Origin of the sequence: Actinoplanes campanulatus (assembly GCF_014647795.1) — a bacterium.
Taxonomy (GTDB): domain Bacteria; phylum Actinomycetota; class Actinomycetes; order Mycobacteriales; family Micromonosporaceae; genus Actinoplanes; species Actinoplanes campanulatus.
The window spans coordinates 222235-245214 of record NZ_BMPW01000017.1 but is presented as its reverse complement, the minus strand read 5'-3'; the positions used below and the strand labels follow the sequence as shown (position 1 = coordinate 245214).

Annotated in this window: 25 protein-coding genes; 9 read left to right on the top strand and 16 right to left on the bottom strand. The window is 69.8% G+C overall.

Translation table 11 applies throughout. The features are described from left to right. Positions 1-270 precede the first annotated feature (270 nt). The 3 genes from IEZ13_RS30410 to IEZ13_RS30400 all read right to left on the bottom strand — a co-directional run bounded on the left by IEZ13_RS30410 (position 271) and on the right by IEZ13_RS30400 (position 3525). A complete protein-coding gene (locus IEZ13_RS30410) occupies positions 271-1032 on the bottom strand; it encodes a hypothetical protein (RefSeq protein WP_183224740.1) in 762 nt (253 codons plus the stop codon). A gap of 100 nt (positions 1033-1132) precedes the next feature. Further along, positions 1133-2266, bottom strand: a complete 1134-nt coding sequence (locus tag IEZ13_RS30405; RefSeq protein ID WP_183224739.1) for a hypothetical protein — start codon at positions 2264-2266, stop codon at positions 1133-1135. 581 nt (positions 2267-2847) lie between these two features. Continuing rightward, on the bottom strand, positions 2848-3525 hold the full coding sequence (locus IEZ13_RS30400; RefSeq protein ID WP_183224738.1) for a hypothetical protein: 678 nt from the start codon (positions 3523-3525) through the stop codon (positions 2848-2850). 182 nt (positions 3526-3707) lie between these two features. Between IEZ13_RS30400 and IEZ13_RS30395 the strand changes: the two genes are divergently transcribed. The 3 genes from IEZ13_RS30395 (at position 3708) to IEZ13_RS30385 (ending at position 6112) form a co-directional block, all read left to right on the top strand. Continuing rightward, positions 3708-4268 (top strand): HEAT repeat domain-containing protein, encoded by a 561-nt coding sequence (locus tag IEZ13_RS30395; RefSeq protein WP_183224737.1) that lies wholly within the window; start codon positions 3708-3710, stop codon positions 4266-4268. A 192-nt stretch (positions 4269-4460) separates the two neighbouring features. Further along, the gene (locus IEZ13_RS30390) at positions 4461-4931 is read left to right on the top strand and encodes an SRPBCC family protein (RefSeq protein WP_183224736.1); all 471 of its coding nucleotides are present in this window, start codon (positions 4461-4463) and stop codon (positions 4929-4931) included. Positions 4932-5350: 419 nt separating this feature from the next. Then, positions 5351-6112, top strand: a complete 762-nt coding sequence (locus IEZ13_RS30385) for a hypothetical protein (RefSeq protein WP_183224735.1) — start codon at positions 5351-5353, stop codon at positions 6110-6112. Positions 6113-6349: 237 nt separating this feature from the next. On the opposite strand, the gene IEZ13_RS30380 is transcribed toward IEZ13_RS30385, so the two are convergent. Genes IEZ13_RS30380 through IEZ13_RS30370 form a run of 3 tightly spaced genes read right to left on the bottom strand, consistent with a single transcriptional unit; the run spans position 6350 to position 8930 of the window. Beyond that, on the bottom strand, positions 6350-6583 hold the full coding sequence (locus IEZ13_RS30380; protein WP_183224734.1) for a hypothetical protein: 234 nt from the start codon (positions 6581-6583) through the stop codon (positions 6350-6352). A gap of 32 nt (positions 6584-6615) precedes the next feature. Beyond that, positions 6616-7860, bottom strand: a complete 1245-nt coding sequence (locus IEZ13_RS30375; RefSeq protein WP_183224733.1) for a tyrosine-type recombinase/integrase — start codon at positions 7858-7860, stop codon at positions 6616-6618. Then, complete coding sequence (locus tag IEZ13_RS30370) at positions 7857-8930, bottom strand: tyrosine-type recombinase/integrase (protein WP_183224732.1); 1074 nt, start codon at positions 8928-8930, stop codon at positions 7857-7859. The genes IEZ13_RS30375 and IEZ13_RS30370 overlap by 4 nt, the downstream gene beginning before the upstream one ends. Positions 8931-8967: 37 nt before the next feature. On the opposite strand from IEZ13_RS30370, the gene IEZ13_RS30365 reads away from it, so the two are divergent. Then, positions 8968-9309, top strand: coding sequence for a DUF7660 family protein (locus IEZ13_RS30365; RefSeq protein WP_203833951.1), 342 nt, complete (start codon positions 8968-8970; stop codon positions 9307-9309). A 116-nt stretch (positions 9310-9425) separates the two neighbouring features. Here IEZ13_RS30365 and IEZ13_RS30360 read toward each other — a convergent pair whose 3' ends face one another. Further along, positions 9426-10187: a DUF6082 family protein gene (locus IEZ13_RS30360; RefSeq protein ID WP_183224731.1), complete on the bottom strand. Its 762-nt coding sequence runs from the start codon at positions 10185-10187 to the stop codon at positions 9426-9428. A 730-nt stretch (positions 10188-10917) separates the two neighbouring features. On the opposite strand from IEZ13_RS30360, the gene IEZ13_RS30355 reads away from it, so the two are divergent. From IEZ13_RS30355 to IEZ13_RS30345, 3 genes are all read left to right on the top strand, one after another. After that, positions 10918-11388 (top strand): YfbM family protein, encoded by a 471-nt coding sequence (locus IEZ13_RS30355; protein ID WP_183224730.1) that lies wholly within the window; start codon positions 10918-10920, stop codon positions 11386-11388. Between the two features lie 31 nt (positions 11389-11419). Then, a complete protein-coding gene (locus IEZ13_RS30350; protein ID WP_221245933.1) occupies positions 11420-12298 on the top strand; it encodes an alpha/beta hydrolase fold domain-containing protein in 879 nt (292 codons plus the stop codon). Positions 12299-12359: 61 nt separating this feature from the next. Continuing rightward, positions 12360-13253 carry a helix-turn-helix transcriptional regulator gene (locus IEZ13_RS30345; protein WP_183224728.1) on the top strand — a complete coding sequence of 298 codons (894 nt, stop codon included), beginning with the start codon at positions 12360-12362 and terminating at the stop codon, positions 13251-13253. Here the strand turns inward: IEZ13_RS30345 and IEZ13_RS30340 are convergent. Both IEZ13_RS30340 and IEZ13_RS30335 read right to left on the bottom strand, forming a co-directional pair. Next, a complete protein-coding gene (locus IEZ13_RS30340; RefSeq protein WP_183224727.1) occupies positions 13227-13850 on the bottom strand; it encodes a hypothetical protein in 624 nt (207 codons plus the stop codon). The two genes, IEZ13_RS30345 and IEZ13_RS30340, sit on opposite strands and share 27 nt — an antisense overlap. A 90-nt stretch (positions 13851-13940) precedes the next feature. Then, on the bottom strand, positions 13941-14507 hold the full coding sequence (locus IEZ13_RS30335; protein ID WP_183224726.1) for an O-methyltransferase: 567 nt from the start codon (positions 14505-14507) through the stop codon (positions 13941-13943). A gap of 110 nt (positions 14508-14617) precedes the next feature. Between IEZ13_RS30335 and IEZ13_RS30330 the strand changes: the two genes are divergently transcribed. Then, the gene (locus IEZ13_RS30330; RefSeq protein ID WP_183224725.1) at positions 14618-17212 is read left to right on the top strand and encodes a CHAT domain-containing protein; all 2595 of its coding nucleotides are present in this window, start codon (positions 14618-14620) and stop codon (positions 17210-17212) included. On the opposite strand, the gene IEZ13_RS30325 is transcribed toward IEZ13_RS30330, so the two are convergent. The 3 genes from IEZ13_RS30325 to IEZ13_RS30315 all read right to left on the bottom strand — a co-directional run bounded on the left by IEZ13_RS30325 (position 17209) and on the right by IEZ13_RS30315 (position 19486). After that, positions 17209-18363 (bottom strand): S8 family peptidase, encoded by a 1155-nt coding sequence (locus IEZ13_RS30325; protein ID WP_183224724.1) that lies wholly within the window; start codon positions 18361-18363, stop codon positions 17209-17211. The two genes, IEZ13_RS30330 and IEZ13_RS30325, sit on opposite strands and share 4 nt — an antisense overlap. Positions 18364-18459: 96 nt before the next feature. Next, positions 18460-18912, bottom strand: coding sequence for a hypothetical protein (locus IEZ13_RS30320; protein WP_183224723.1), 453 nt, complete (start codon positions 18910-18912; stop codon positions 18460-18462). Then, positions 18905-19486, bottom strand: coding sequence for an RNA polymerase sigma factor (locus IEZ13_RS30315; RefSeq protein ID WP_183224722.1), 582 nt, complete (start codon positions 19484-19486; stop codon positions 18905-18907). Before IEZ13_RS30315 ends, IEZ13_RS30320 begins: the two co-directional genes overlap by 8 nt. Before the next feature lie 164 nt (positions 19487-19650). Here IEZ13_RS30315 and IEZ13_RS30310 point away from each other — a divergent pair, with 164 nt between their 5' ends. Continuing rightward, positions 19651-20049 (top strand): hypothetical protein, encoded by a 399-nt coding sequence (locus tag IEZ13_RS30310; RefSeq protein ID WP_183224721.1) that lies wholly within the window; start codon positions 19651-19653, stop codon positions 20047-20049. Positions 20050-20063: 14 nt separating this feature from the next. Here the strand turns inward: IEZ13_RS30310 and IEZ13_RS30305 are convergent, their stop codons facing one another. The 4 genes from IEZ13_RS30305 to IEZ13_RS30290 form a co-directional block, all read right to left on the bottom strand. Further along, entirely contained in the window at positions 20064-20807 is a 744-nt protein-coding gene (locus tag IEZ13_RS30305) for an AfsR/SARP family transcriptional regulator (RefSeq protein ID WP_183224720.1), read from the bottom strand. 294 nt (positions 20808-21101) lie between these two features. Then, positions 21102-21620, bottom strand: a complete 519-nt coding sequence (locus tag IEZ13_RS30300) for a hypothetical protein (protein ID WP_183224719.1) — start codon at positions 21618-21620, stop codon at positions 21102-21104. Next, positions 21620-22237 carry a DUF2625 family protein gene (locus tag IEZ13_RS30295; RefSeq protein ID WP_183224718.1) on the bottom strand — a complete coding sequence of 206 codons (618 nt, stop codon included), beginning with the start codon at positions 22235-22237 and terminating at the stop codon, positions 21620-21622. Before IEZ13_RS30295 ends, IEZ13_RS30300 begins: the two co-directional genes overlap by 1 nt. Positions 22238-22275: 38 nt before the next feature. Continuing rightward, positions 22276-22914: a hypothetical protein gene (locus tag IEZ13_RS30290; RefSeq protein ID WP_183224717.1), complete on the bottom strand. Its 639-nt coding sequence runs from the start codon at positions 22912-22914 to the stop codon at positions 22276-22278. Positions 22915-22980: the final 66 nt, after the last annotated feature.

Below are 22980 nucleotides of genomic sequence, written 5' to 3'. Positions count from 1 at the left end.
GCATAGCTGAATCTTCTCCCAGGTTTCGATGTCTCCATCAAACCCGGGGCGGAACAACCGTCTCCCGCAGCGCGGCGGCCGTGTCCGACTAACCCCAACATGACCCGATCATCCCGGCCCCAAGAGCACCTTCGACGACAAAACTCGAATCTGGCGATCTTCAAGTTGCGACCAAGCCGCGTTCGGTCAGCGGCAGTTGAGGACGTTTACTGCCCACGCTCGCCAGCCAGCATGCGCCCATTGACCGGCCCCACACTCCCGGCACGGAACTCAGTCTTCGAGTTCCTCTTCCCCCTCATCATTCGAGTCCGTCAGCCACTCGCCGGACAGCCGTTCCCGCACAGCTTGCACCGCGTCCGGGGTCCGGCCATGGACCCACAGCCATGTCTCGCCGTCATTTCGCAGCAGCACATCATGACCGGCGAACCAGCGGACTCCCGGCCCATCCATCCCTGCCCAGAATGGGAGGACCGGCAGCGGGAGCGGCTCGAACACGGCGCTCACCAGCGCATTCGTAGTGTCGTCTAGCTCCCGATTGTCGACGTTGCGCTCGTCGGCAGAGAACATCGCCTCCGACATCACCATCTCGACAAGCGCTACCGAGAGCCGATCCGAGTACGGTTCCCAGCCGTCTCCAACGTTCACCACGACCGGCGGATCCTCCTGACCGATCGCCCGGGCAGGAACACCCCACGATGCGCAGCCCTGCGCCTCCACCCGAAACACCAGGACACCATCAGGGTCAACGTCAAGACTCTGCGGCGATACCAAGCTGTCCTGAGCAGCGGTCAGGTCCCGTCGGCGACCGAACAGCAGATAAGCCTCACGCAGTGCGGCCGGCAACGCGAAACCGATCCGGTCCTCGCCCACCTGCACCAAGGCCGGGTCGACACCATCGCTCTCGACGACTGGACGGCCAAACGCCGCGGTCAGCGTACGAAGGAACTCCCACCCTCGGCGGCGGTCGCCGGCGGCCAGTTCGTCGAGACCCTCGAGCATGTCGATCACCATACAGACGCCCAACTCACTCATCCTGAGTTAATTCTCGAGGGCTGGCCTCGGATCGAACGCGCTCTCTTCAGCACAAGAACATGCCCTCAATGATGGGTTATCTACCGTTGTGTGCGCTGGCTCACCCGTTGAAGGCGTCCCATTCGAACCCTGGGTTCCGCCACTCCCGCAGGGCGCAACGCTGCCGACTCGCGACAGAGAGCTGCAAGCCCTCAAACGGGAAGGCGATCGCGACCAGGCCCGGCGCCACGTAGATGCGGGTCGGGTTCTCCGGAAAGTTCGCGGGCGGCAATGGCAACATTCGCATCCGCTCGGCAACACGCTCGAGGTCGGTGACACTGATCGTGGCGTGTCCGGCGAACGGTGCCGACATCACCGCCTCGACCAGTGCGAACTGCAGCAGGAAGTCACTCAGTCGCTCGATAGTGTCGGCCGGTGCGACGGAAACTCCCGTGACGGGGTCGAACCAGCCGAGGTCACCGTGGTTCTCCATCACCGGGTCGTCCTGGCTGGGATCGATCAACTTCGTCCACACGCCCTGGTTCTCGTGCGCGATGGCGACCAGTCCGTCGGATAAGCGCAGTTCGCCGGGCTTGACGACGCGGTTGTGCACGCCGTAGATGATCGGTTTCTCGGCGGCCAGACGGTAGAAGTCGGCCAGCGGTTCGGGCAGCCGCATCGACGTGGGCTGGCTCGATGCCGGTATGGGCTCCACGTCGGCGTACCAGCCGGTGAGGAAGCCACGCAATGCGGCGACCCGGTCGTGCGTGGCCTCCGCCAGCCAGTCGATCCCGGGCATGTCCTGCACCGGCGTCGGCCGGACCAGGTCCAGCACATCGACCGGGAGGTACTCATCAATGGCTAGATCGACCTGGCGCAGTGACCCGGCCGATCCCGCGGCGACCGACCCGATTGTCCCCGGACTTCCCCACCGGACGGTGCCGGCGCTGACCCGACGGGTCTCGCGCAGCGTGCCGATCGCCAGGCAGCCGTCGTGCAGCCGAACGAATCCCAGTAGCGGCAGGTCGTGGGCGTCGAGCCACCCAGACATCTCCACGGGGAACGGCGCCCGCAGTTCGATGCCTTCTCGGCTGTCGACCGTGCTACCACCCGGCCGGTCACCGGCCTGGATGATCAACACCCGGGCATCGGGGCCGTGCACGTAGGTCACCGGACCGGCCGCCGCGACGTGCGCGCCGGGACCGGCAAGACCCAGCGCCTCGCGCTCGGCTACCACGGTCAACCTCTTGATCATCCGCTGATGATAGAGCTACATGTGAGGCCCACCCGGACAGCGGAATGTGCGGCGGTGACTTCCAGCTCGGTGCGCGACCGGCGTTCGGCGCGCACGGACGGCGGCAGATCGGCGCGTTCCCTACAGCCTCGAGACCATGAACCGAATGCGATCAGTTACCTCGGTTTCCGAGACGACGTTCCATTCGGTTTCCTCCCCGATGCGGACAAAGAGGTTCCGGCACTCAACGCAGCGGCGGTACTGCCGGACCGGCTGAGGCTGCCCGTTTCCATCAAGCCCCGCAGTATTCGCAGCCCAAAGCGAGAGTGGTGACGCGCACTCGGAGCACCGGTAGGAGGGATGCGGCCGAGGGGCCGCCGGCACTGGTTCGTCGCTCATCGGACGACGCTAGCCGAGGAGCGAGCGTGCGGTTGCGGTATCACCAGATCCACTCGTTGACGACGGGACCAGCGCCGCACCGGCACTGCCCGAATCGCGGCAGATCCGGTAACCCCGATCGAGCCGGCGACCTCACCAGCACTGCCCGACCGTGAACTCGCTGACGAAGCGGTTCGGCAGGTCGCTACCGTGTGGGTTCGGGCTCAGGAATCGCCGGGTTCGAAGCGGATGTAGCCAGGCGGCAGCGTCTTCAGCGCCGTGGCGACGCCGATGAAGAACAACGACAGCACCACGACCCAGATCAGGGCGGAGTCTTCCCGCCCGTCGTTCGCCAACACCGTGAACAGCACGATCGCCGAGACGAGCAGAACGGTCGACCAGGTGGCGTACCAGCGCCGAGACCGGGGTCGCGGAACCGGCTCAATGGTCGGAACCACTCCAGGGTTCAGTTCGACCCACTGCTTGGCGACCTCGATGGGAACTTGCGGTACGCGCAGGTCACCAGCCGCGGTTCGGTACGGCGACTGTCGCGGCAATACGCCACTGAACTGTGGGATCGACCCCACGATGAGAGTAAGCCAGAAGATGATCCCGATCGGCAGGGTAAGCGCCGACGGGCTGACTACCTCCACGGTCACCCAGCCGAGGAGCATCACGAGCCGCGCCAACGAGGCCCAAGGCTCGACCCGGAGGTAACGCCGGGCCAGGCGTGCGCTACGCGGATCCAGCGGGAGCCGCTGCGCCGGCCGCCGCATGAACCGCCAGCGACTCGTCGGGACCTCAACCCAGTGCACCTCCGCCCCGCCGGTGGTGACCGAAAGTGACGGAATCCGCAATCCTTGGACCAGTCGAGCCGGCACGACGAGATCGGTCCGAACCATCGATGACCTGCCCATCTACCTCATGAAGTGAGCCACAGCGTAGACCAACGCCCGCACAGGTGACACCCGAGGTTCACCCCACGTGACAGCCAACGTGGCTTCGGATCGCGGCTAAATCAGTGCGGGCTCGGGGAGGATCCGTCAGGCTCACCAGGTGAGTCCGTTGCCGCAGCTGGCGTCGAGTGGTCGGTGACGAGGTGGCCGGTCCGGAACATCCGGAGGTGGGAGACCTGCTGGCGCAACTCGCCGGCACAGATTCGGGCAGGGCCCGCGACGCGGCTCTCGAGCTCGGCGATCGCCGTGCGTACGGGGCGGTCCCGGCCATGCTGGAGGTCTTGGGCGCCACCTCCGACGCCAGTGTTCGCAACAGCGTCGCGTACGCGCTGTCGGCCATGCGTGTCCCGGAGGCGTTCGAAGTCGTCGTCGACCTGCTGCGGCAGGAGCGCACCCGCGGCGCACGCGGAACTCTCCTGTACGCCCTCAGGCCCTTCGACTGCACCTCCATCCTGCCGCTGTTGGTCGACCTGGTCATCGAGGACGCATGGGAATCCGCACGCGAAGCGGCCTATCTCATCACCGAGGTGGAGATCGTGTCCGCCGAAACATGGATGCCGCTCAGAAATCGGCTACGCATGGCGTACGAGACAGCCGACGCGCCGTGCGCGGTCAAAGATCCCGAACGTCGCAAGATAATCGGCTTCCTGCTCCAGTTCTTCGAAGAGGACTCTGATCGGCCCGGATAACGCAGTAGTGCCCTTGAGCGGCGACCAGCCCCTGGACGCGCATCCGCATACCGGTCGGCCAAGGCGAGGCCAAGGCGCGCACGGCAGGGGCGGGCGGATCGCGGCAGAGGAGTACAACGCCGGCCGCCCAGTGAGCCGTGATTGCCCGCACGCGGGTACACCGTGAAGGCCCATTTGAGGCACGATGGCGGAATGCCCGTCACCGTTACCACCCGCATCGGCGCCGCGCCCGACGCCGTATGGGACCTCGTCGCCGACGTCACCCGCATGGGTCAGTGGAGCCCCGAGACCACCCGCTGCCGCTGGGTCACCGAACCGCCCGGCCCCCGTGAGGGGGCCCGTTTCACCGGCATCAACGCCTACCGGGGCCGGCGATGGCGCACCGAGTGCACAGTCGTGGCCGCCGATCGGGGCCGCGAGTTCAGCTTCGACGTGGTCGGCGCGGGCTTCCTCAACGTGGCCCGCTGGACGTACACGTTCCGCCCGGTGAACGACGGCTGCGAGGTGACCGAGACATACACCGACCGCAGGGGGCTGGCGCTCAAGATCTTCGGGATCGCGACATTAGGAATCACTGACCGCGACGCCCACAACCGCCGCACGATGACCGAGACGCTGGACCGGATCCGCGTCACCGCGGAGGCACCGGCCGGAGCCGCCTGACCGTTCCAGGCGTGTTTCGCGTAACCAGACGCTTCCTCTGACCATGTCACTGACCCGCCGATACTTACGCCGTTGTCAGGCAGATTCTCCTGCTGCGTTCAGTCACGCACCACCATGAACGCGCGCCTTTTCGCGACAGAGATGAGTGCACCTGACCGTCCATCCGTTAGGTGTCGTGCCGTCCGGTTCGCGGTTGCCTGACGACGGCACAGTGGCCGCCCCCACCATCGTGTAGCCCAGTCCAGCTGGCCGGCTGAATGAAGACCTTCCTGGCCGGCACCGCGCCGAACCCTATGAGCCGAGCGCTCACCGTCGGTGAGCTGACTTCGTCGTCGTCCGGCTGTCTCGCCCGAGCCGGACGGACCGTCAGCCGGCTCACCGTTCGCCGGCCGTAGCACCTGCCTGGAATCATGAGCTCCGTGACAGGCGAAGCGGTGGTGCAGGAGGTGGGCGGACGGCCCACGATCTCGTGGTGGCGGATGCTGCGGATCGTGCTTGTAGCCGGCTGGGTCGCGTGGGCCTGCCTCGCCTGGTGGGCGGCGCCTCGGGAGGCGAGCGCTGCGCAGGCCCGAGCCGACCTGGCAGGCGGCCACGTGACGTCGTACGAGTGGGGCGACAACTGGGAGCACGACACCAGCCTGGTCAACCCCATCGGGGAACGCTTGGCGACGTTCGGCACCGCCGGGCCGGTCTTCCTGTGGCACACCGACGACGGCAGGGCCTACTACACCGTCGTGGACGACGGCGCGATCAGCCAGCCATACCCCGCCTCGGAGGACGGCATGCAGTATTCCGGGCCGGAGGCACAGGCGCTCGGCGCCACGGTGCAGGCCAGCCAGGACCGGGGATCGCCCGCCGAGCCACCGACCGGAACGATCCTGGCCGGCGTCGGCATCGCCGGCTTCCTGCTCATCCTCGGGACGCTCATCGCGGGGCCCGCCCCGGTCACCGGCACCCGGTGGTTCTGGTTCTTTGTGGTGCTGAGCACCCCGCTCACCCTGGGGCTGTTCTGGTGGCTGGCCCGGGAACATCCATGGTCGCCGCAGGCACTTCCCAGCGAGAAGAAACGCAACGGGTTCGCCGGGTTCGGCATCGCCCTGCTGAGCGGAATGCTGTTTGGCCTCGCTGCCTGGGGTCTGCAGCGCATGTTCGGTGACGCGGTGATCCCGAAACTCGGCTGAGCTCAGATATCGTGGCAGGTGCCGGGCATGCGGTAGCGCTGGTCTTGCAAGCGCAAGCGGGTGAAGCCGAGCATGTCGATCATCCAGCCGGGTCCGCCGGTGATGCCATGCTCGCGCAGGTGCGTGTCGGGCTCGCATGTCCGCTCGCGCCGACACGCCCTTCACCATGACTCTACGTAACGCTCGGATCGCGGCATTATGCAGGTAATCCTTGTCAAGTCGATCTTGTGGCGAGGGTTATGCAGTGGTTGCTGGGGGTTCGAAGAGGTCGCCGTCGGTGTCGCCGCCGAGGAGGAAGACGAACCGGGCGAGGGTGGCTTTGAGCCGGTCGGTGTCGTAGGCGGGGTGACCGGCGAAGCGTTGCAGGGACGGGTTGAGGTGTTCCTGGTCGGTGGTGAGCCAGGCGTCGATGAACTGGAGGAGTTCGGTGAGCTCGTCGGCGTCGGCGAGGGCGAGGTTGATCCCGGACATGGGGTGATGGGCCTTTCCTGTAGTGGGCGGAGTCAGGACGCCTGATCGTCGAGGCGAGTCAGGAGTCGGGTGAACAGGTCGGCTCGGTGGGGTTGGTCGTGCTGTGCGGCGTGGTCGTGCTGGGCTTGCAGGGTGGGCCGGAACTCGATGCTGGTCTGGAAGAAGGTGCAGGTCTCGCAGATCGCTTCGAAGGCGCAGTCGAGTTCGGGTGGGCGGGTGCAGTAGCCGTTGCCGAGGAGCCGGTGGTGTTCGCGGCGGAGTCGGGCCATGCGGGGTCCGATGGTGTCGGCGGGTAGTGGTTTTCCTTGCTGGTAGAGGGATTCGACTTTCTCGGTGACGGCGAAGTATTCGTCGGCGACGGTGCGGTTGGCGATTTTGGCGTAGCGCAGGGTCATGTCGAGGCTGCGGTGGCCGAGTAGGGCGGCGATGGCTTCGAGGGTCATGCCGCGGTTGATGGCCTGGGTGGCCAGGGTGTGGCGGAGTTGGTGCGGGTGGATGTGGGCCAGGCCCGCGGCGGTGCCGGCTCTGTTGATCAGCCGGGTGACGGTGTGCCGGTCGAGAGGGCTGCCGTTCTCCCTCGGTAGCAGCAGTGGGTTGCCGGTGGCGACGTGGGCGGTGCGGTAGTCGCCGATCAGGGTGACCAGGTGCGGGTGCAGGGGCAGGTAGCGGTCTTCGTGGAGTTTGCCGACGGGGACGTGCAGCCAGTGCGCGGCGCCGATGAGCACGATCGCGTCAGCGCGCAGGGCGGTGAACTCACCGACGCGCAGTCCGGTGCGCAGCAGCACTTCCACCACGACCCGGGTGAGCATGCGGGGATCGGCTTGCGCGGCGCGCAGCAGTTTCGCGGCGGACGGGTCGTCGAGGGCTTTCGGCAGGGGATGGTCCTGCTTCGGCAGGTCGGCGGGGATGATCGGGATCCGGGCGGGGGCTTCGGGCCAGTCCCAGTCGCTGATGCGGACGAAGAACATGCGCAGGGTGCCGAGGCGGTGGGCGAGGGTGGCCGGGGTGAGCCGGCCGGTGCGGTAGCCGGGCCGGACGGTCAGCCAGGTCCGGAAGTCCTCGATGTGCCGGCGGCGGATGTCGGTGATGAACCGGACCTCGGGTGCCTGCTCGACGAGGAAGGCGGCCAGCGAGCGCAGGGCCAGGTCGGCGCCGGAGACGCTGCCCGGGCGCAGGATGCAGGACAGCTGGTCGAGGTAACGGCGCATCGGCGCCACCATGTCGGGGATCGCGAGGGCGAGCTGGTCCCAGCCGGGCAGCCGCCGTGACGCTGTCACCGTCCACCCTCGATCACGCTGAAACCGTTGTGGGGAACCGGTTTGCCGGAGAACAGCTGCGCGTCGATCGCTTCGGCAGCCCGCCGGTATTGCGAGGCCAGCCAGTCGTCGGCCAGGTGCAGGTAGATGCGGGTGGACTCGATGGAGGCGTGCCCGGCTTGGGCCTGGACTGCTTCCAGGGCCATGCCGGCTTCCCGCAGCCGGGTCAGGCAGGTGTGCCGCAGCTGGTGGCAGGTGACCTTGCCCAGCCCGGCCCGCTGCCGGGCCGACTCCAGGATCTGATCCAGCCCGGCCGCCGACAGCGGCCGGCCCCGGCCCGGGCCCTTGAGGACCAGGAACAGCCGGTCGGTGACGGTCCCGGCCGGGCGTTCGGCGTCCAGATATGCGGCCACGGAGGCGAAGAACCGGCCGGAGACAGGGATCTGTCGTTGATGGCCGCCCTTGCCCTCGGCGATGAACACCCGCCGGGCGGCGACCTGCAGATCCTCCAGCCGCAGCCCGAGGACCTCGCAGCGGCGTAGCCCGCCGAGCACCATCGCCTCGCACATGGCCCGATCCCGGTGCGTGCGTAACGCCGCCAGCAGGGCATCCACCTGGGCCGGCTGCAGGATCCGCGGCAGCGTGCGCGGGGTGCGTACCAGCGGGACGCCTTGCCGGGGCCGTTGCCGTTGCCGGCGGGTCGGCAGGCCCCGCGGGACCGGGTTCGCCTCGACATCACCGCGGGCCTGCAGGAACGCGAACAGCCCGGACACGCTCGACAGCCGCCGCCGGACCGTTCGCGCCGACACGCCACCGCCGTCGCCGACGGCCTGCAGCCGTTGCGCCGGGCCACCGGCGTACTGCGCGGTCACGAACGCCAGCACGTCCGCCGCCACTATCCGGCCCGGGGCCTTACCGACCACGGTGAAGAACACCTTCAGGTCATACGCGACCGCGACCACCGTGTTCGGCCGCGACCGCACCGCCAGAAACTCCAGATACGCATCCAGCAGCGCCACCCCGAACCGCACGACCAGACCACCAGCCGCGTCCCAAGACCGCACCAGCCGCAGACAACTCCACGACGACATCCAGGCACCCCTCACTACCCGATCCACCAGCACAAACATGCCGTGGATCACCAAGGATTACCTGCATACCAAGCAGATCCGGACGCTGGCCAGAACGTACTCAAGTAAGGTGCGCGTCGTGAACTGGCAGGATCCTGAGATTGCCGCCGTAGAGAGTCGCGAGGATCTCGCTCGCTACTTGATGAGCTTGGCAGCCCGGCTTCGTGAAGACAATCTGCCGACCGAGAATCCCTCCACGGACGCCTTCATCGACGCCGCAGGTCGCTGGACGAAGTCCATGGACGGCTTCTTCTCAAACGTTCTGAAGGAGCCGGTTCCCGATAGCCCAGATTGGTCGACGGTGGCCGCCATCTTCCGAGCGGCGCTGGTTTACGAGTAGGAGCAGCGCCAAGATCGGGTGCCCGGTCGTCGGCACGAGCTTGCGCTTGGCCGACGACAGCGCCTGTGACGCTCCGTGGCGAGCGACTCGCGGCAGAAAGTGCGCTGGAGTGTTTGCTAGTCGGCCTTATTGGGTCGAGCCAGATGCCAACTAGCAACGGCCCCGACAGCCACGCCTATTGCGCCAAGCGCCAGGAAAACTGCAGTTGGATTCGTTAGTCGCAAGGGCCGCACCGAAACCGAGTCCTGGCCTACATCATCATCAGCTTCTTGGGGCGCGGGATCCGGTGCAGGTCGCTCTCCTGCTGCCTGACATGCTTTATCCACAAGTTGAACGAATAGGCGCTCGGATCGCGATGTCCGACCTGTCACCCAGGCGATTCGCGCCGTTCCCATCCACCAATCTCTTGCGATGACACTCGAGAATAGATCGGCTAGGTCCCAATGAGCAACTTCATCGCCGATCTCGCCGACTCGCCAGAATAGGAAAGTATTCTGCAGGTGGAGATTGATGTAGGCGTAGATCGGAAAATCGTAGCCGGGACCTCGCATTGCTCGTTCGTAATCAGGGTTTGCGATCACGGTCTTAAGAATTTCTACGTGTTGCTGCCGCAGCGACACCACTTGCTGCACTGCGGCCTGCCGAAGTTGGAATACAAGTGCAAGTACAACACCGAGAAAAGCAAGTCCGGCGAATATTGCGCCGACCGCGTCATAGGATTGCTCGATGGAAGAAGGCGTCGCCCAATCCTCCCCATGAGGCTCCAGCCATAGCAAGAAATGCGGTAAGCCAAGAACGGAACCAACCAGCATGGCGATGCAAATCAGCACAACGACAACAACCGTCGGACTGTAGGATAGACGCCGCCGACTCGACATATGACCACCTTCTATTCATTGGCAATCATCTTAGGGTAGCCGTAGCGGTCAATGCCCTTGGAGAGGTGTAATCGATCTAATGATCCCACTGCTGATGGCGATACCGGTGTCATGAGTAGTGGGAAGCTGAGGAATTCCCGCACCAAAGGGCATACTCCAAATGACCGAACGACTTGATGGCGTCTTGAAGCGTTTGCGTTAGTGCCAAGTCACTCATCTCGGCAGATCCGTACTCGTCGGGTCCCGTCTCCGAGCCGCCTGCTGTAACTGAGCGTCATGCGATGCCTGGGGTATTTGACGCTTCGGCATGCTGAGACCCGCGGAGCCGTGTCCGCACCTATCGATGATCGCTGTGGCGGTCATGGCTGACGAGCAGAAGCGATCGATGTGTTGGCGGAGTTCCGTGAGCAGCTCTACCGATGCATGACCCGGCGCGAGGACGCCTTGTTCGAGCTGACCGACGCACTGCTGTGCACCGACGGGCCGGTCAAGACCCAGGTCGGCTTGTTCCTCGCTCCGGAGCGCTGGTGCGCTCAACCACGGCCGCATCGACGTCGAGACGCTGCGCCGGCAGCCGTACGCGATCATCGCAGCGTTGGAGACCGGCCGCACCACCTGGGCCGCCCTGCTCGACGCCGTTCGCCTGCCGCCCGACGCGGACGTCACCAGCCCCGGAAGTCGCAGAAGGCCCACAACCCCACCCCGCTCGATCGGCCCTATGATCTGCGACATGCTGGGGGTGCATTTCGCGATCACCGCGGATCAGGAGAAAGCGCTGCTCGACGCGGACGGCGACGACGACGCGGTCGGCGAGCTGCTCGGGGACATCGAGGAGAACTGGGACGACGACCAGCTCAAGGTCGACACCGACAAGGCCTGGGACGAGATCCACCGCTGCCTCACCGACGGCAGCCTCGACCCGGACGCCGGCGACTACCCGCTGTCACACGCCATCCTCGGCGGTCACGGCATGCACGACGATTACTACGTCGTGTACGTCGACGCCGCCCAGGTCCGTGACGTGGCCGCTGCGCTGCGCGACATCGACCGGGCCGGGCTGCGCCAACGATTCGACACCCTGCTGCCAGCCAGCGAGCGCGACTACGACTTCGAACTCCTCTGGACCGATTTCGCCGATGTCGTGAACTTCTACCAGCGCGCCGCCGCCGCGGGACGCGCCGTCCTCTTCACCGCGACCTGAGCAGCCGGGAGTCACTGTGGCGAGTTGGCAGATGAATATTGTTGCGGCCTTCACGCGGCTCGCCTACCAGCGGAAATTCATCAGCGAAGAGGCCGGGCTGCGGACACTCGCGCGCCCGAAGGGGCCTTCCGAGCCGCCTTCGGCGATCATTCGACGGTACGGGGTGAGCACCTCCCGCACGCACGGCTTCGACCTGCACCGGGTCCGCCCGTCCGGCCCGGACACCGGGGTGACCGTCATCTACCTGCACGGCGGCGCCTACACGAGCGAGATCGTCAGCCAGCACTGGTCGTTGATCGGGCACCTCGCCGCGCGTACCGGGCATGAGGTGGCCGTGCCCATCTATGGCCTCGCGCCGGACCACCAGGGTCTCGCCGCGTGCTCGTTCGTCACCGCGGTGATCGCCGACCTGGTGGCCGAGGGCCGCCGCTGCTACCTGGCCGGCGACTCCGCCGGCGGAGGCCTCGCGCTGCTGGCCGCCCAGGCCGTCTCGGGTGAGGCCGGGGGAGTGGCCGGCCTGACCGCGATCGCCCCCTGGCTCGACCTGTCGATCAGCAACCCGGAGGTCGACCTGATCGAACCTTACGATCCCTGGTTGCGCCGTCCGGGCCTGCGCCCGATGGCCGCCTCCTGGGCGGGTTCGCTGTCCCTGCAGGACCCGCGCCTGAGCCCGCTCTTCGGCGACCTGTCGTGCCTGCCGCCGTTGCAGATCCTGGTCGGCACCCGCGACATCACCCTGGCCGACTGCCGCCTGCTCCGCGACCGCCTGCCGTCCTCGGTCCCGCTCACCTATCACGAGGAGCCGGGCGCCCTGCACGTCTACCCACTGCTCCCGGTCCCCGAAGCCCGCCCTGGCCGCGAAGCGATAGTCACCCACATCCAGTCGACGACCCGCCTGACCCACCCCTGACCGCCGTCCACCTCGACCGGCTCTCGCGCGCCGGGGCGGGAACGGCTAGAGTTCCGACGCTGTGACCGAACCGGCCCTGCGCCTGCTGGTTTCCCTCCTGCAGGCCCGACCTGCCCGCCGATCCGACCTGCCCGCCCTCGGCCTCGACGACGGCCCGCTCGACGGGCTGATCCGGGCCGGGTTCGTCGCGCAGACGGGCGACCGGCTCAGCTACGACGAGCCCGCCGCGGTGCTGGCCCGGCAGGCGCGCGCGACCGCCGGCCTGATCGCGGTGCTGCCCGCCCTGACCCGGGAGTGGCAGAACCATCCGCGCATCACCGTCGGCGTCGAGGTCGTGCACGGCCACGAGGAGCAGTGGCGGGCCTGGGCCCGGCACGCCGCGCTGACCCCGCCGCGCGCCCCGATCAACCTCTACCCGTCGCTCGGCGTCCTGCGCGACGTGATCGCCCCCAGTCTCGCCGAGGTCGTCGGCCCGTACCCCGAGGGCATGCGGCACGCCCGCGCCGTGCTGCCCGCCGCGGCCGTGGTCACCGACGACGACCGGGCGGTGATCGACGTGCTGATCCGGGCGGGTCTGCGCGTGCGGCTGGCCCGGCGGGTGGCGAGCTGGCTCTACTCCGACCCCGAGGTGCTGTGCGCGCTGCCGCTGACCTGGGGCGATGATCCGCCGCCCAGCATCATGATCGTCCACGATCCGGCGATCCGGGCGCTCACCGCCGCGTACTGCGAGACGGTCTGGCAGGCCGCCGCGCCATACCGGGCGCCGAAGCCGGAGTTCCACGGCGTGCTGCGACTGCTCGCGCTCGGCATGTCCGACCGGGCGATCGCCACCGCGCAGTGCACATCGCAGCGCACCGTCGAGCGCAGGATCGCCGAGGCGATGGCCCACTACGGCGTAGGCACCCGCTTCGAGCTCGGCATGGCCTGGTCAGCGGAACAGGTAGATGAAGGGTGATCCCTGCGCCTGCAGATTGAGGACGCCGTCCACGCACGTGTATGTCATCGGGACGTCGCCCAGCGGGTTCTCCGGCACCGGGATCGGGGCGTTCGCCGAACGCCCGTTGATCGTGACCTTGTTGTCGATCTTGATGCCGCCGGTCCACGCGCCGTGCGGGGTGAGCGTGTTCCCGTCGACCTGCCACCCGCCGGACGCGGTCCCGGTGTGCTTCTGAGTGACCCGCATGGTAATCCCGCCGCCCAGGTCCGCCGTGAGCGTCGTGGTGATGCCGTCGGTGAAGGTCGCCTTGAGCGCCGGTGTCACCGTCAGGGTCTGATCGCCGGTCATGTGCACGCCGGTCACGTCGATCCCTTGCATCACGCCCTGCAGTTGGGTCTCCAGGTCCGTCTTGGACACGTGCCACGGGCTGCCCTCGATCAGGCACCGCAACTCGGCCGAACCCGTCAGCTCCGGGCTCGGCGCCGCCTCCGTCCCACCGGCCGCCTCGGTCGCCACGGCTGCTTCGGGGCCTCCGGCCGCGGCCGGCTCATCGTTGCTGCATCCGCCCAGGACCACCATCGCCAGCCCCGCCATCACCAGGATCGATCGCTTCACAGCCGCACACCCTAAGGCCGCGGACCTGCCCGGCAGCGCGGCTTCGCGCGGCGGACCACCGACGTGGCGGAGATCCGTCGCTGACGTCGGTCACGGGCGGCGGCGGGTGGCGATGGTGAAGCCGGAGCCGACCGGGAGCTGGACCGACACCAGGTCCGGGTGGTTGGCCAGGGTCTCCTCCACGCGGGTGACGTTGGCCCGGTGCTCCGGCTCCGGGTAGCGGGTCGGGTCCATGTCGTCGACGATCAGGACACCGCCGGGGGACAGGGCCGCCAGGGTCAGGTCGAGGCCCTCCCATTTGCCGGCCAGCGCGTCCGCGAAGATCAGGTCGAAGGCGCCCAGGGTGGGCAGCAGGGCGCAGGCGTCGCCGGTGAGGATCTCCACGAACGGTGGCCAGTCCGCGGCCCGGACCGCGGCGGCCAGGCCGGCGTCCAGCTCCACCGTGGTCATCGTGGCGTCGGTGCGGCCGGTCAGGCCGCTGACCAGCCAGGACGTTCCCACGCCGGCGCCGGTGCCCAGCTCCAGGACCCGGCCGCCGGAGGGGACCGTGGCGGCGAGGGTGGCCAGCAGCGGGCCGGCCGGGTCCTCGCAGGACATCGGGAAGTCCAGCTCGGCGGCACGGCGCCAAGCCGCGGCCACCAGGGCGGGCACGGGCACGGGAAGACTCCTTTACAGCGCTGCAATGATCATCGGGAGGCTACCGTAAACCCCATTGCGTCCGCCGCTTTCTTAAGTGTCTGGTAAAGACCGAGTGTCGGGAGTCCACAGTGCGGGAACGCGATCTGGAAGACGAGGCCGGCACCGCCATGCGGCTGGTCCCCACCGACCCCTGGCGGGCGCGGGCCACGGCGCTGCGGGTTCGGGCCGCCGCGCGCCGGGCCGGGGACGCCGCGGCCGAGTCGGCCGCCGAGCGGGTGCTCGGCCTGGCCGGGCGGGAGACCCACAGCGTGCGCTCGGCCGCCCGGCACCTGCGGCGGGCGGTCGCCGTCGCCGACGGCAACGGCCTTCCGGTGCACGCGGCCCGGGCCCGGATGACGCTCGCCCTGGTGCGCGCCGATCAGGGCGACATCCACGAAGCGGTACGCCTCGGCGAGGCCGCCGCAGCGCACCTGGAAGGACTGGAAGCGGCCCGGCTACGGCATCAGCTGGCCGTCGTCGCCCAGCGGCAGGGCCTGCTGGAGGCCGCACTGCGCCAGTACGGCGGCGCCCTGACCGTCTTCCGGCGTGAGGGCGACCTGCTGTGGGAGGCGAAACTGCTGAACAACCGGGGTGTGCTCCAGGCGTACCGGGGCCGGCCGGACGCCGCCGAGGCCGACCTGGTCCGCGCCGAGCAGCTCTACCGCGAGCTGGAGCAGGATCTGGCGGTCGCCGACGTGCGCTGGAACCGGGGTTTCGCCGCAGGGCGGGCCGGCCGGATCGTCACCGCGCTCACCCACCTGGACGCGGCCGAGGAGCACTACAGCGCCCACCACCTGCCCGCCGCGATGATCATGATGGACCGGTGTGACGTGCTGCTCTCGGCCGGCCTGCACGACGAGGCGCGGGACGTGGCGGCCGCCGCCGTCGCCGAGCTCACCCGCCGCCGGATGGCCGCCGACCTGGCCGAGGCCCGCCTGCTGCTCGCCGCCGCCGCGCTGGCCTGCGGCGACCTGGAGTCCGCCCGGCACGCCGCCCGCCTTGCCGGCCGCGCCTTCGACCAGCAGGGCCGGCCCGGCTGGGCGGCGGTGGCCCGCTACACACTGCTGCGCACCGACTGGACGGACGGCCAGCGCGGGCCGGCCGTGCTGCGGGCCGCGCTGGCCGCCGCCGCCGAACTGCGCACCGCCGGATGGGCCGCCCCGGCCGCCGACGCCACCCTGATCGCCGCCCGCTGCGCGCTCGCCGCCGGCCGCACCGCGCAGGCCACCGAACTGTTGCGGCAGGCCGGGCGGGCCCGGTCCGGCGGTCCGGCCGCCCAGCGGGTCAGCGCCTGGCACGCCGAGGCGCTGCTGCGGATCGCCGCCGGTGACCGGCGCGGCGCCCAGGCGGCGCTGCGGGCCGGGCTGCGGGCGCTCGACGAGCACCGGCTCACCCTCGGCGCCACCGAACTGCGGGTGCGGGCCGCCGAACACGGCCTCGACCTGATCGCCACCGCCCTGTCGCTGGCGGTGGCGGACGGGTCGGCGCGGGACATGCTCACCTGGGCCGAACGCGGCCGGGCCGCCGCCCAGCAACTACGCCCGGCCCGGCCGCCCACCGACCCACGGCTGGCCGCCGAGATCGCCGAACTGCGGGCGGTCGTAGCCGTTCGGGAACAGGCACTCGCCGAAGGACGCGACGCGCGCCGGCACAGCCAGCGCCAGACCCAGCTGGAACGGTCGATCCGCGAGCGCGTACGCCGTACCCGGCCCGGAGAAAGCTCGGCACACGCGGCCGGATGCGGCCCCGCGGCCCTGACCACCCACCTGGCCGGCCGGGTCCTGATCGAACTGATCAGTGTGGCCGGCACGCTGCACGCCGTGGTGCTGGCCGGCGGGCGGCTGAGCCGGCACGAGCTGGGGCCGGTCGAGCAGATCAACGCCGAGGTACGGGCGCTGCGCTTCGCGCTGCACCGGATGGCGGTGCGTGACCTGCCGGTGCGGTCCGGGGCGAACCGCCTGGACCGGATGCTGTTCGGCCCGCTGCGGGCGCGGATCGGCGGCGCCGGGCTGGTGATCGTGCCGTCCGGGCGGCTGCACGGGGTGCCGTGGCGGATGCTGCCCGGCTGCCGGGACCGTGCCGTGACGGTCGTGCCCAGCGCGGCCACCTGGCTGCGGGCCGTCACCGCTGTCCCGGCCGGCGACCGGACCGTGCTGGTCGCCGGGCCGGGCCTGCCGGGCGCCGCCGACGAGATCGGTTCGCTGTCCGCCAGTTATCCGGGGACGCCGGCGCTGACCGGCCCGGATGCCGCGGTGACCCGAGTGCTGCGGGCCGTCGACGGCGCCGGGCGGGTGCACATCGCCGCGCACGGCACCTTCCGCGCCGACAATCCGCAGTTCTCGGCGCTGCGGCTGGGCGACGGCCCGCTCACCGCCTACGACCTGGAGACGCTGCGCCGCCCGCCCGGCCTGGTGGTGCTGTCCGCCTGCGACTCCGGCCTGTCCACCGTGCACCGCGGCGACGAGCTGATGGGATTCGCGGCGGCGCTGCTCGCGATGGGCGCCCGGTCGGTGATCGCCACGGTCGCGCCGGTCCGTGACGGCGCCACCCTCGAGGTGATGCTCCACCTGCACGAACAGCTGCGCGCCGGGCGGGGGCCGGCGGCCGCGCTGGCCGCCGCACAGGACGCCGCCGCGGTCGATGATCCGGCCGCGGCGGCGTTCGTGTGTTACGGCGCCGGCTAGGGCGCCAGGAAGTCCGGCGGCGCGTCCAGGAAGCCGCCGTACCGCCGGAACCCGCCGGTCAGGCCGGCCTTCAGCTTCTCCGCGGCGTCCGCGGCCGTCCCGTTCTCCATCGTGCCGGCGGCGATCCGGGCCGCCAGATAGGGCGCCGAGAACGAGGTGCCGCTCCAGGCGATGTAGCCGGTCGAGACGACCGGCGCCCCGTTGGCCGTGTAGTTCCAGGTGCCGGCCGGGTACGCGCAGTGCACCCCCACGCCGGGCGCGCACGCCGTGATCCAGTCCCCGGAGTTGCTGAACGACGCCGGGGCCTTCTGACCGTCGGTGGTGTCGATGGCGGCCACCGAGGTCACCCGCCCGGCCCGGGCCGGGAAGTAGTCCTCGATCTCCGTCTCGGTGTTGCCGGCCGAGGCGACCAGCACCGTCCCGGGCGGCAGGACGTCGAACATGGTGGCGAGCTCGTCGACGCTCTCCTCGGGCAGCAGGGCGCCGCCCAGCGACATGACGACGATCTCCGCCCCGGCCGCCGCGGCCCGCTCGAGCGCGGCGGTGAGGTTCAGCTCGTCGGTGACACCGAACTGGTTCAGCACCTGGATCGACGTCAGCTCGGCGTTGGGCGCGTACCGGGCCACGATCCCGGCCACCGCGGTGCCGTGCCCGCCCATCAGGCTGATCGCCTGCGTGGCCGGGTTCTCGTAGACGGTGTCCATCTCGTGCGTGCCGTGCAACGGGTGCTGGGCGAAGATCGGCAGCGCCAGCGAGGCCGGATCCATACCGGTGTCCAGGATCGCCACCTTCACCGGACGGCTGCCCACCACCGGGGCTTCCGGCGCCGGAAGCGGGTAGGGGGTGGCCCGCGGGTCCGTGCCGGCGCCACCGTGCAGCTTCGGCTGACCGGTGAAGATCCCGTTGCCGGCGAAGACGTGGTTCAGGCCGACCCGCGGACGGTCCGGACGGTTCCGCAGCCGCCGGACGATCGCCGGCGCGTCCAGCGTGGAACGACGTCCGCGGCCGCCGGCGGCGCCCGGCAGGATGAACCGGGTCACCCGGGACATGCTGCGGCCCGCCACCTGAGGGCGGCGGGCTCCCAGCTCGTTCTCCAGTTCTCCCTGGACCACCCCCACGTCGGGGGTCGCGACGAGAACCTCGTCGGCCATGTAGTAGACGTTGCCGCTCTGTCGGATACGTGGATCGAATTGCCACGGATTCGGGAATTCGGTCGGCTCGGGCATTATTCTCTCGCTCTCTCGGCGTCAGCCGATCGCCACCCACCCGGTGACGATCGGTGCGGCGGCGCCCCGCAGCCGTACCCGGAACGACCGCACCGCGGGCAGGTCCGCATCGAACCTGCCCGCGGCGTCGATCGGCCGGCGCACGGTGCCCCCGTGATGAAGCAGTTCGGCCTCGGTGTGACCGGCCGGCTCGACCGACCCGTCCAGTTCGAACCCGCCCGCGGTGCGGGTCACCCCCAGATGGATGCGGACACCGTCCGGGCCGGCCGGGCCGAACACCAGCATCCTGGTGTCGTCCGGGCCCCGGGTCAGCGCCGCGGCGTCGATCAACGAGTCCCACTCCAGATCGGCGAAGTCCTCGTCGGCCGTCCGGAACGCGAACGCCGCGAGCGCGTACCGCTCCACCGCTTCGGGCATCGGATCCGCCCGGGCGATCAGCCCCCGTAGCACGGCGTCCAGTTCCATGTCACTCATGAGCACGTCCCCGCGCCTCTGATACATCCACGAGCCGGCGAAGTTTCTCCAGACAGCGGCGACGGGTCGGGCCCAGCGAGCCGATCGGCATGTCCAGGGCGGCGGCGGCCTCCGCGTACGACGGCTGCGGCTCGGCCATCAGCACCCGCAACAATTGCTGGCAGGCGTCACCGAGCCGGTCCAGCGCCCGCCACACCCGGCCGGCCAGTTCCGCCCGGCGCACCTCCTCGTCGCCGGCGACCACCACGTCCTCTGCCGCCGGCGACGCCCCGGTCCACGCCAGATCCCCGGTCGGCGTCACCCGGTTGCGGGCGGTCAGCACCCGCAGCGACTCCCGCCGCGCCGTCGTCGCCAGCCAGGCGCCCGCATGCTCCGGCTCCTTGATCGCGTCCAGCGACCGGGCGAACCGCTCCCACGTCGTCTGCGCCACGTCCTCGGCGTCGGCGGAACCGAGCCGGTGCGCCCGCGCGACCGACCAGACCAGCCCCGCGTACGCCCTGACCAGCGCCTCCCAGGCGCGGCTGTCACCGGCGGCCGCCCGGTGCACCAGCGCGGCCGTCTCGTTCGGCTCCATCGGAGTCTCCTTCGGTCGCCTCTGCGTAACCGGCTCCGAGGGGCCCGCACCAGGGACTGTCGCCCAACCGACACGCGAGGGATGACACCCCGATTAAGAGCCCGGTAAGCGCCGCCGGGTGTGGTCTGCCGGTCAGCCACACCCTTGAGGACGAGGAGAAGACCATGGCCGCTCCCAACGCCTTCGACGCCCAGATCAACTCTCTCTACCCGGTCCGCAAGAATACCGATTTCAGCATCTCGGTACTGGACCCGGCCAAGCCGTTCGACGTCCTCGCCGACGTCGAGATCGGCGAGGGCCTGAACGAGTTCGTCGACGAGCACCTGCTCCAGGTGTCGGTCGTCGACCGGAGCACCGCGACGCGGGTCGCCTTCGCCGAGTTCAAGGAGCCACTCAAGCCCGAGGACAACACGCCACGGACCGTGCGGCTGCGGGTGCCCTTCGGCGCGCTCACCAGCGTCAGCTCCGGCGACGTCATGGAGCTGGTGGCCACCTACACCGTCACCGCCGGCGTCAACACCAGCGTCTCCAACGAGATCAGCGACACCTTCACCATCCAGTGACCGACCACGAGCGGCTACGCCGGCTGGCGTAGCCGCTCGTACAGTTCGGTCGTCTCACCCGCCGGGCGCACCCGCAGGTCGTCCCAGAGCGTCGCGACCAACTGCCGGTACTGCAACAGCGCCAGATGCCGCAGCCCGGTCCGCGCATAACACAGCATCAGCCCGCGATGCACGTCCTCGTTGCACGGATCGTCGGCGAGGATCCGGCGGGCCAGCGTCGCGGCCGGGCCGTGGTCACCACGCTCGGTGTACAGCACCACCAGCCGGCTCTGCGCCTCCAGCGCCAGCGCCCGCAGCGCCTCACGTCGGGCGGCCGCCCACTCCGCGTACGGCTGATCCGCCAGGAACCCACCCCGGAACAGCAGACCCGCCGCCTCCAGACAGCGCGCCGCCTCCGCCGGATCCACCGCCCGCCGGCCCTCCCGGCAGCACCGCTCGAACTCGTCGGCGTCCGTCCACACCCGCGCCGAGCGGACGATCCGGTAACCCTCCCCGCACCGCTCGATCAACTCGGCCGGCCGCAGCATCCGCCGCGCCCCGGTCAGCGCCACGTACAGACTGTTACGCGCCGCCGTCGGGCGGGCACGCGGCCAGAACGTCTCGGTCAGTACGTCCCGGGGCACCGCCGACTCCCGATGCGTGAGCAGATAGGCGATCAGGTCCCGGCTGCGACGGCTCGCCCCGGTGTCGATCAGGCGGCCGTTCACCACCAACCGGAACTCGCCGAGCAGGTACGCCCGGACCCGTACATCACCCATGCCCTTCCAGAGCCGCCCGATTCCCGGCAGATACCTTTGGTACGCGCGACGCCGTCCCGTTCCATCAGGGCGGTCCCGCCCCGCCCCGCGAGCCGGCTGCCCATTCCGGCCCGTGCCGCGCCCCCGTCGGGCCCGGCGGCCGCTCACGTTCGCGCCGTTCGTGTGCCCTGCCTGCCGCTATGACGCGGGCGGGCGACCACGGAACCCGTTACGTGTGCGCTGGTCGGCGCAACGAGCCGGAGGAACGGACAGAGGGGCAATCGACCAGCAGGGTCAGGGCCGTTTCAGACAGCCTCACGACCAGCCGGGACCGCCCGCCCGGCGGCCGGATGCGCCGCTGCGCAGTGCCACGATCGCGGCAGTTCCCAGGCCCGCGACGGTCAGCATCGCCGCTGCCAGCAGCGCGACGGCCCGGGTCCGGAAGTCGCGGATCAGGGGGGCCTCGGCGGTGGCCAGGGACGTCTCGCTCGATGTACAGGTGAGCGTGTATTCGCCGGGCGGGTAGGCCGTCAGCAGCATGGCCGGGTGCCAGGTCTGGCCGTCCGTTCGCGCCGTAAGGCTTTGATCGGGAAGCATCAACGAGGACAGGCCCCGCTCCGGCTGGACGCCCACGATCTCGCAGCTGACCCGGCCGCCCTCGGTCGTCACCCAGAGCATCGCGCCGCGTTCCGGCAGGGTCACGGTGACCGGCTGGCCGAGCGGGATCTGCCGAAGCGGGCCGCCGTCGAGGGGGACACCGAACCAGACCGCGGCGCCGAGTGCCAGGCCGGTTGCGGCCACGAGCGCGGCGAGGAGGAGCCAGACGCGGCGCATCAGAGGTCCTGCAGGGACAGGGCCTCGGCCATCGGGACCGGGTGGCGGGAGACTGCGTTCAGGTCCTTGCCCTCGACGGTCCACGGTGGCGGGAACAGGGAGATCGCCTGGTCCAGGCCACACCCGGCGACCTCCTCGGCCCAGCCGTCCCAGCGCAGGTCCGCGTAGAACCGCGTCGTCCCGCCGCCGAGCATCGCGGCCAGCCAGTGCCCGTACCCGATCTCCAGGTCCTCCCAGCGCAGGCTGTCCGGCGCGAAATAGCGGATCGACGGCGTGCCGCCGTCGGCGGCCCAGGCGAACCGGCCACCCAGCACGTCGACGCCGACCAGCAGCGGGCCGTCGGTGGGGTTCATCTCGCCGAGCGACGCCAGCCGGTCGGCGGCGCTGCCGGAACCGAAGACGCGCAGCCAGCCGTGGTCGATCACCAGCCCACCGGTACGGTGCACGACCGCGCCCAGCCACGACCGGGTCGTCACCTGCACCCGCTCCAGCTCCGCGTCGGCCCGGCCCCGGTCGGCGGGGAGGACCGTCACCGGGCAGGGTGCGCCCGCGACGGCGTTCCGGATCTCCGGCCAGGCGGAATCCTCGATGTCGATCAGGTCGGCGAGCGCGCGCATGGCGGGCACTCTACCGTTGTTGATCAAGCGGCGGCGCGTCAGCGTGCGCAGGTCCTGCCCGGTTCGATGGCCTGGCAGCACAGGGTGCACAGGGCCGCGGGGACCGTCTCGTGGACGGTCGCCGCGTAGATCGTGGGATTCGCCTCGGCGGCCTGTTGCGGGGTGCGGGCGAAGTAGCGGACCGTCCATCTGTCCCGGTCCGGGGGCCATCCGCTCAGCGTCGCCTGGACCGCGACGTCCTCGGAACACCACCACCACTCGGCCGGGCCGGTCGCCTCGGGCACCGGTGGCGGCAGCACGCTCTCGTCGGCCACCGGCGGGACGTGCGCGGGGGTCCGGCATTCGAACGTGCGATGGAACCAGCCGTGTATCTCGGCCATCAGGGCATGCCGTTCCAGGCGCTGATCGACGGACCGGTCGATGACCCGGAACGGCCACCGCCCGGGTCCCATGGCGGTACGGCCGTCGGCGAGGACGCTCAGGCCCCAGGTCCAGTCTCCGTCCAGGATCCCGTCGAAGGCCGGGCCCAACGGGGTGGCGTGCACCGACGGAGGGCCGTCCAGACCGTACTCCATGTCGTTGCCGCCCCGGACGGTGTAGGCCAGGCCGCCGTAACGCTCCTCGAACCGGACCATCGTCTCGACGATGTCGCCGGCCGGGAGCGAGGACCGGATCACCGACTCGCTCGTTCGTGGACGGCGGTGCGAGCGCGCCCGCAGGAAGTGGTGGAGACGAGCAGAGAT

Coding starts and splice junctions, on each gene's coding strand:
- IEZ13_RS30410 (WP_183224740.1), bottom strand. CDS start 1,032: ATGAGTGAGTTGGGCGTCTGTATGGTGATCGACATGCTCGAGGGTCTC.
- IEZ13_RS30405 (WP_183224739.1), bottom strand. CDS start 2,266: ATGATCAAGAGGTTGACCGTGGTAGCCGAGCGCGAGGCGCTGGGTCTT.
- IEZ13_RS30400 (WP_183224738.1), bottom strand. CDS start 3,525: ATGGTTCGGACCGATCTCGTCGTGCCGGCTCGACTGGTCCAAGGATTG.
- IEZ13_RS30390 (WP_183224736.1), top strand. CDS start 4,461: ATGCCCGTCACCGTTACCACCCGCATCGGCGCCGCGCCCGACGCCGTA.
- IEZ13_RS30380 (WP_183224734.1), bottom strand. CDS start 6,583: ATGTCCGGGATCAACCTCGCCCTCGCCGACGCCGACGAGCTCACCGAA.
- IEZ13_RS30370 (WP_183224732.1), bottom strand. CDS start 8,930: ATGTCGTCGTGGAGTTGTCTGCGGCTGGTGCGGTCTTGGGACGCGGCT.
- IEZ13_RS30365 (WP_203833951.1), top strand. CDS start 8,968: ATGCCGTGGATCACCAAGGATTACCTGCATACCAAGCAGATCCGGACG.
- IEZ13_RS30360 (WP_183224731.1), bottom strand. CDS start 10,187: ATGTCGAGTCGGCGGCGTCTATCCTACAGTCCGACGGTTGTTGTCGTT.
- IEZ13_RS30355 (WP_183224730.1), top strand. CDS start 10,918: ATGCTGGGGGTGCATTTCGCGATCACCGCGGATCAGGAGAAAGCGCTG.
- IEZ13_RS30350 (WP_221245933.1), top strand. CDS start 11,420: ATGAATATTGTTGCGGCCTTCACGCGGCTCGCCTACCAGCGGAAATTC.
- IEZ13_RS30325 (WP_183224724.1), bottom strand. CDS start 18,363: ATGGCCGACGAGGTTCTCGTCGCGACCCCCGACGTGGGGGTGGTCCAG.
- IEZ13_RS30320 (WP_183224723.1), bottom strand. CDS start 18,912: ATGAGTGACATGGAACTGGACGCCGTGCTACGGGGGCTGATCGCCCGG.
- IEZ13_RS30315 (WP_183224722.1), bottom strand. CDS start 19,486: ATGGAGCCGAACGAGACGGCCGCGCTGGTGCACCGGGCGGCCGCCGGT.
- IEZ13_RS30310 (WP_183224721.1), top strand. CDS start 19,651: ATGGCCGCTCCCAACGCCTTCGACGCCCAGATCAACTCTCTCTACCCG.
- IEZ13_RS30305 (WP_183224720.1), bottom strand. CDS start 20,807: ATGGGTGATGTACGGGTCCGGGCGTACCTGCTCGGCGAGTTCCGGTTG.
- IEZ13_RS30300 (WP_183224719.1), bottom strand. CDS start 21,620: ATGCGCCGCGTCTGGCTCCTCCTCGCCGCGCTCGTGGCCGCAACCGGC.
- IEZ13_RS30295 (WP_183224718.1), bottom strand. CDS start 22,237: ATGCGCGCGCTCGCCGACCTGATCGACATCGAGGATTCCGCCTGGCCG.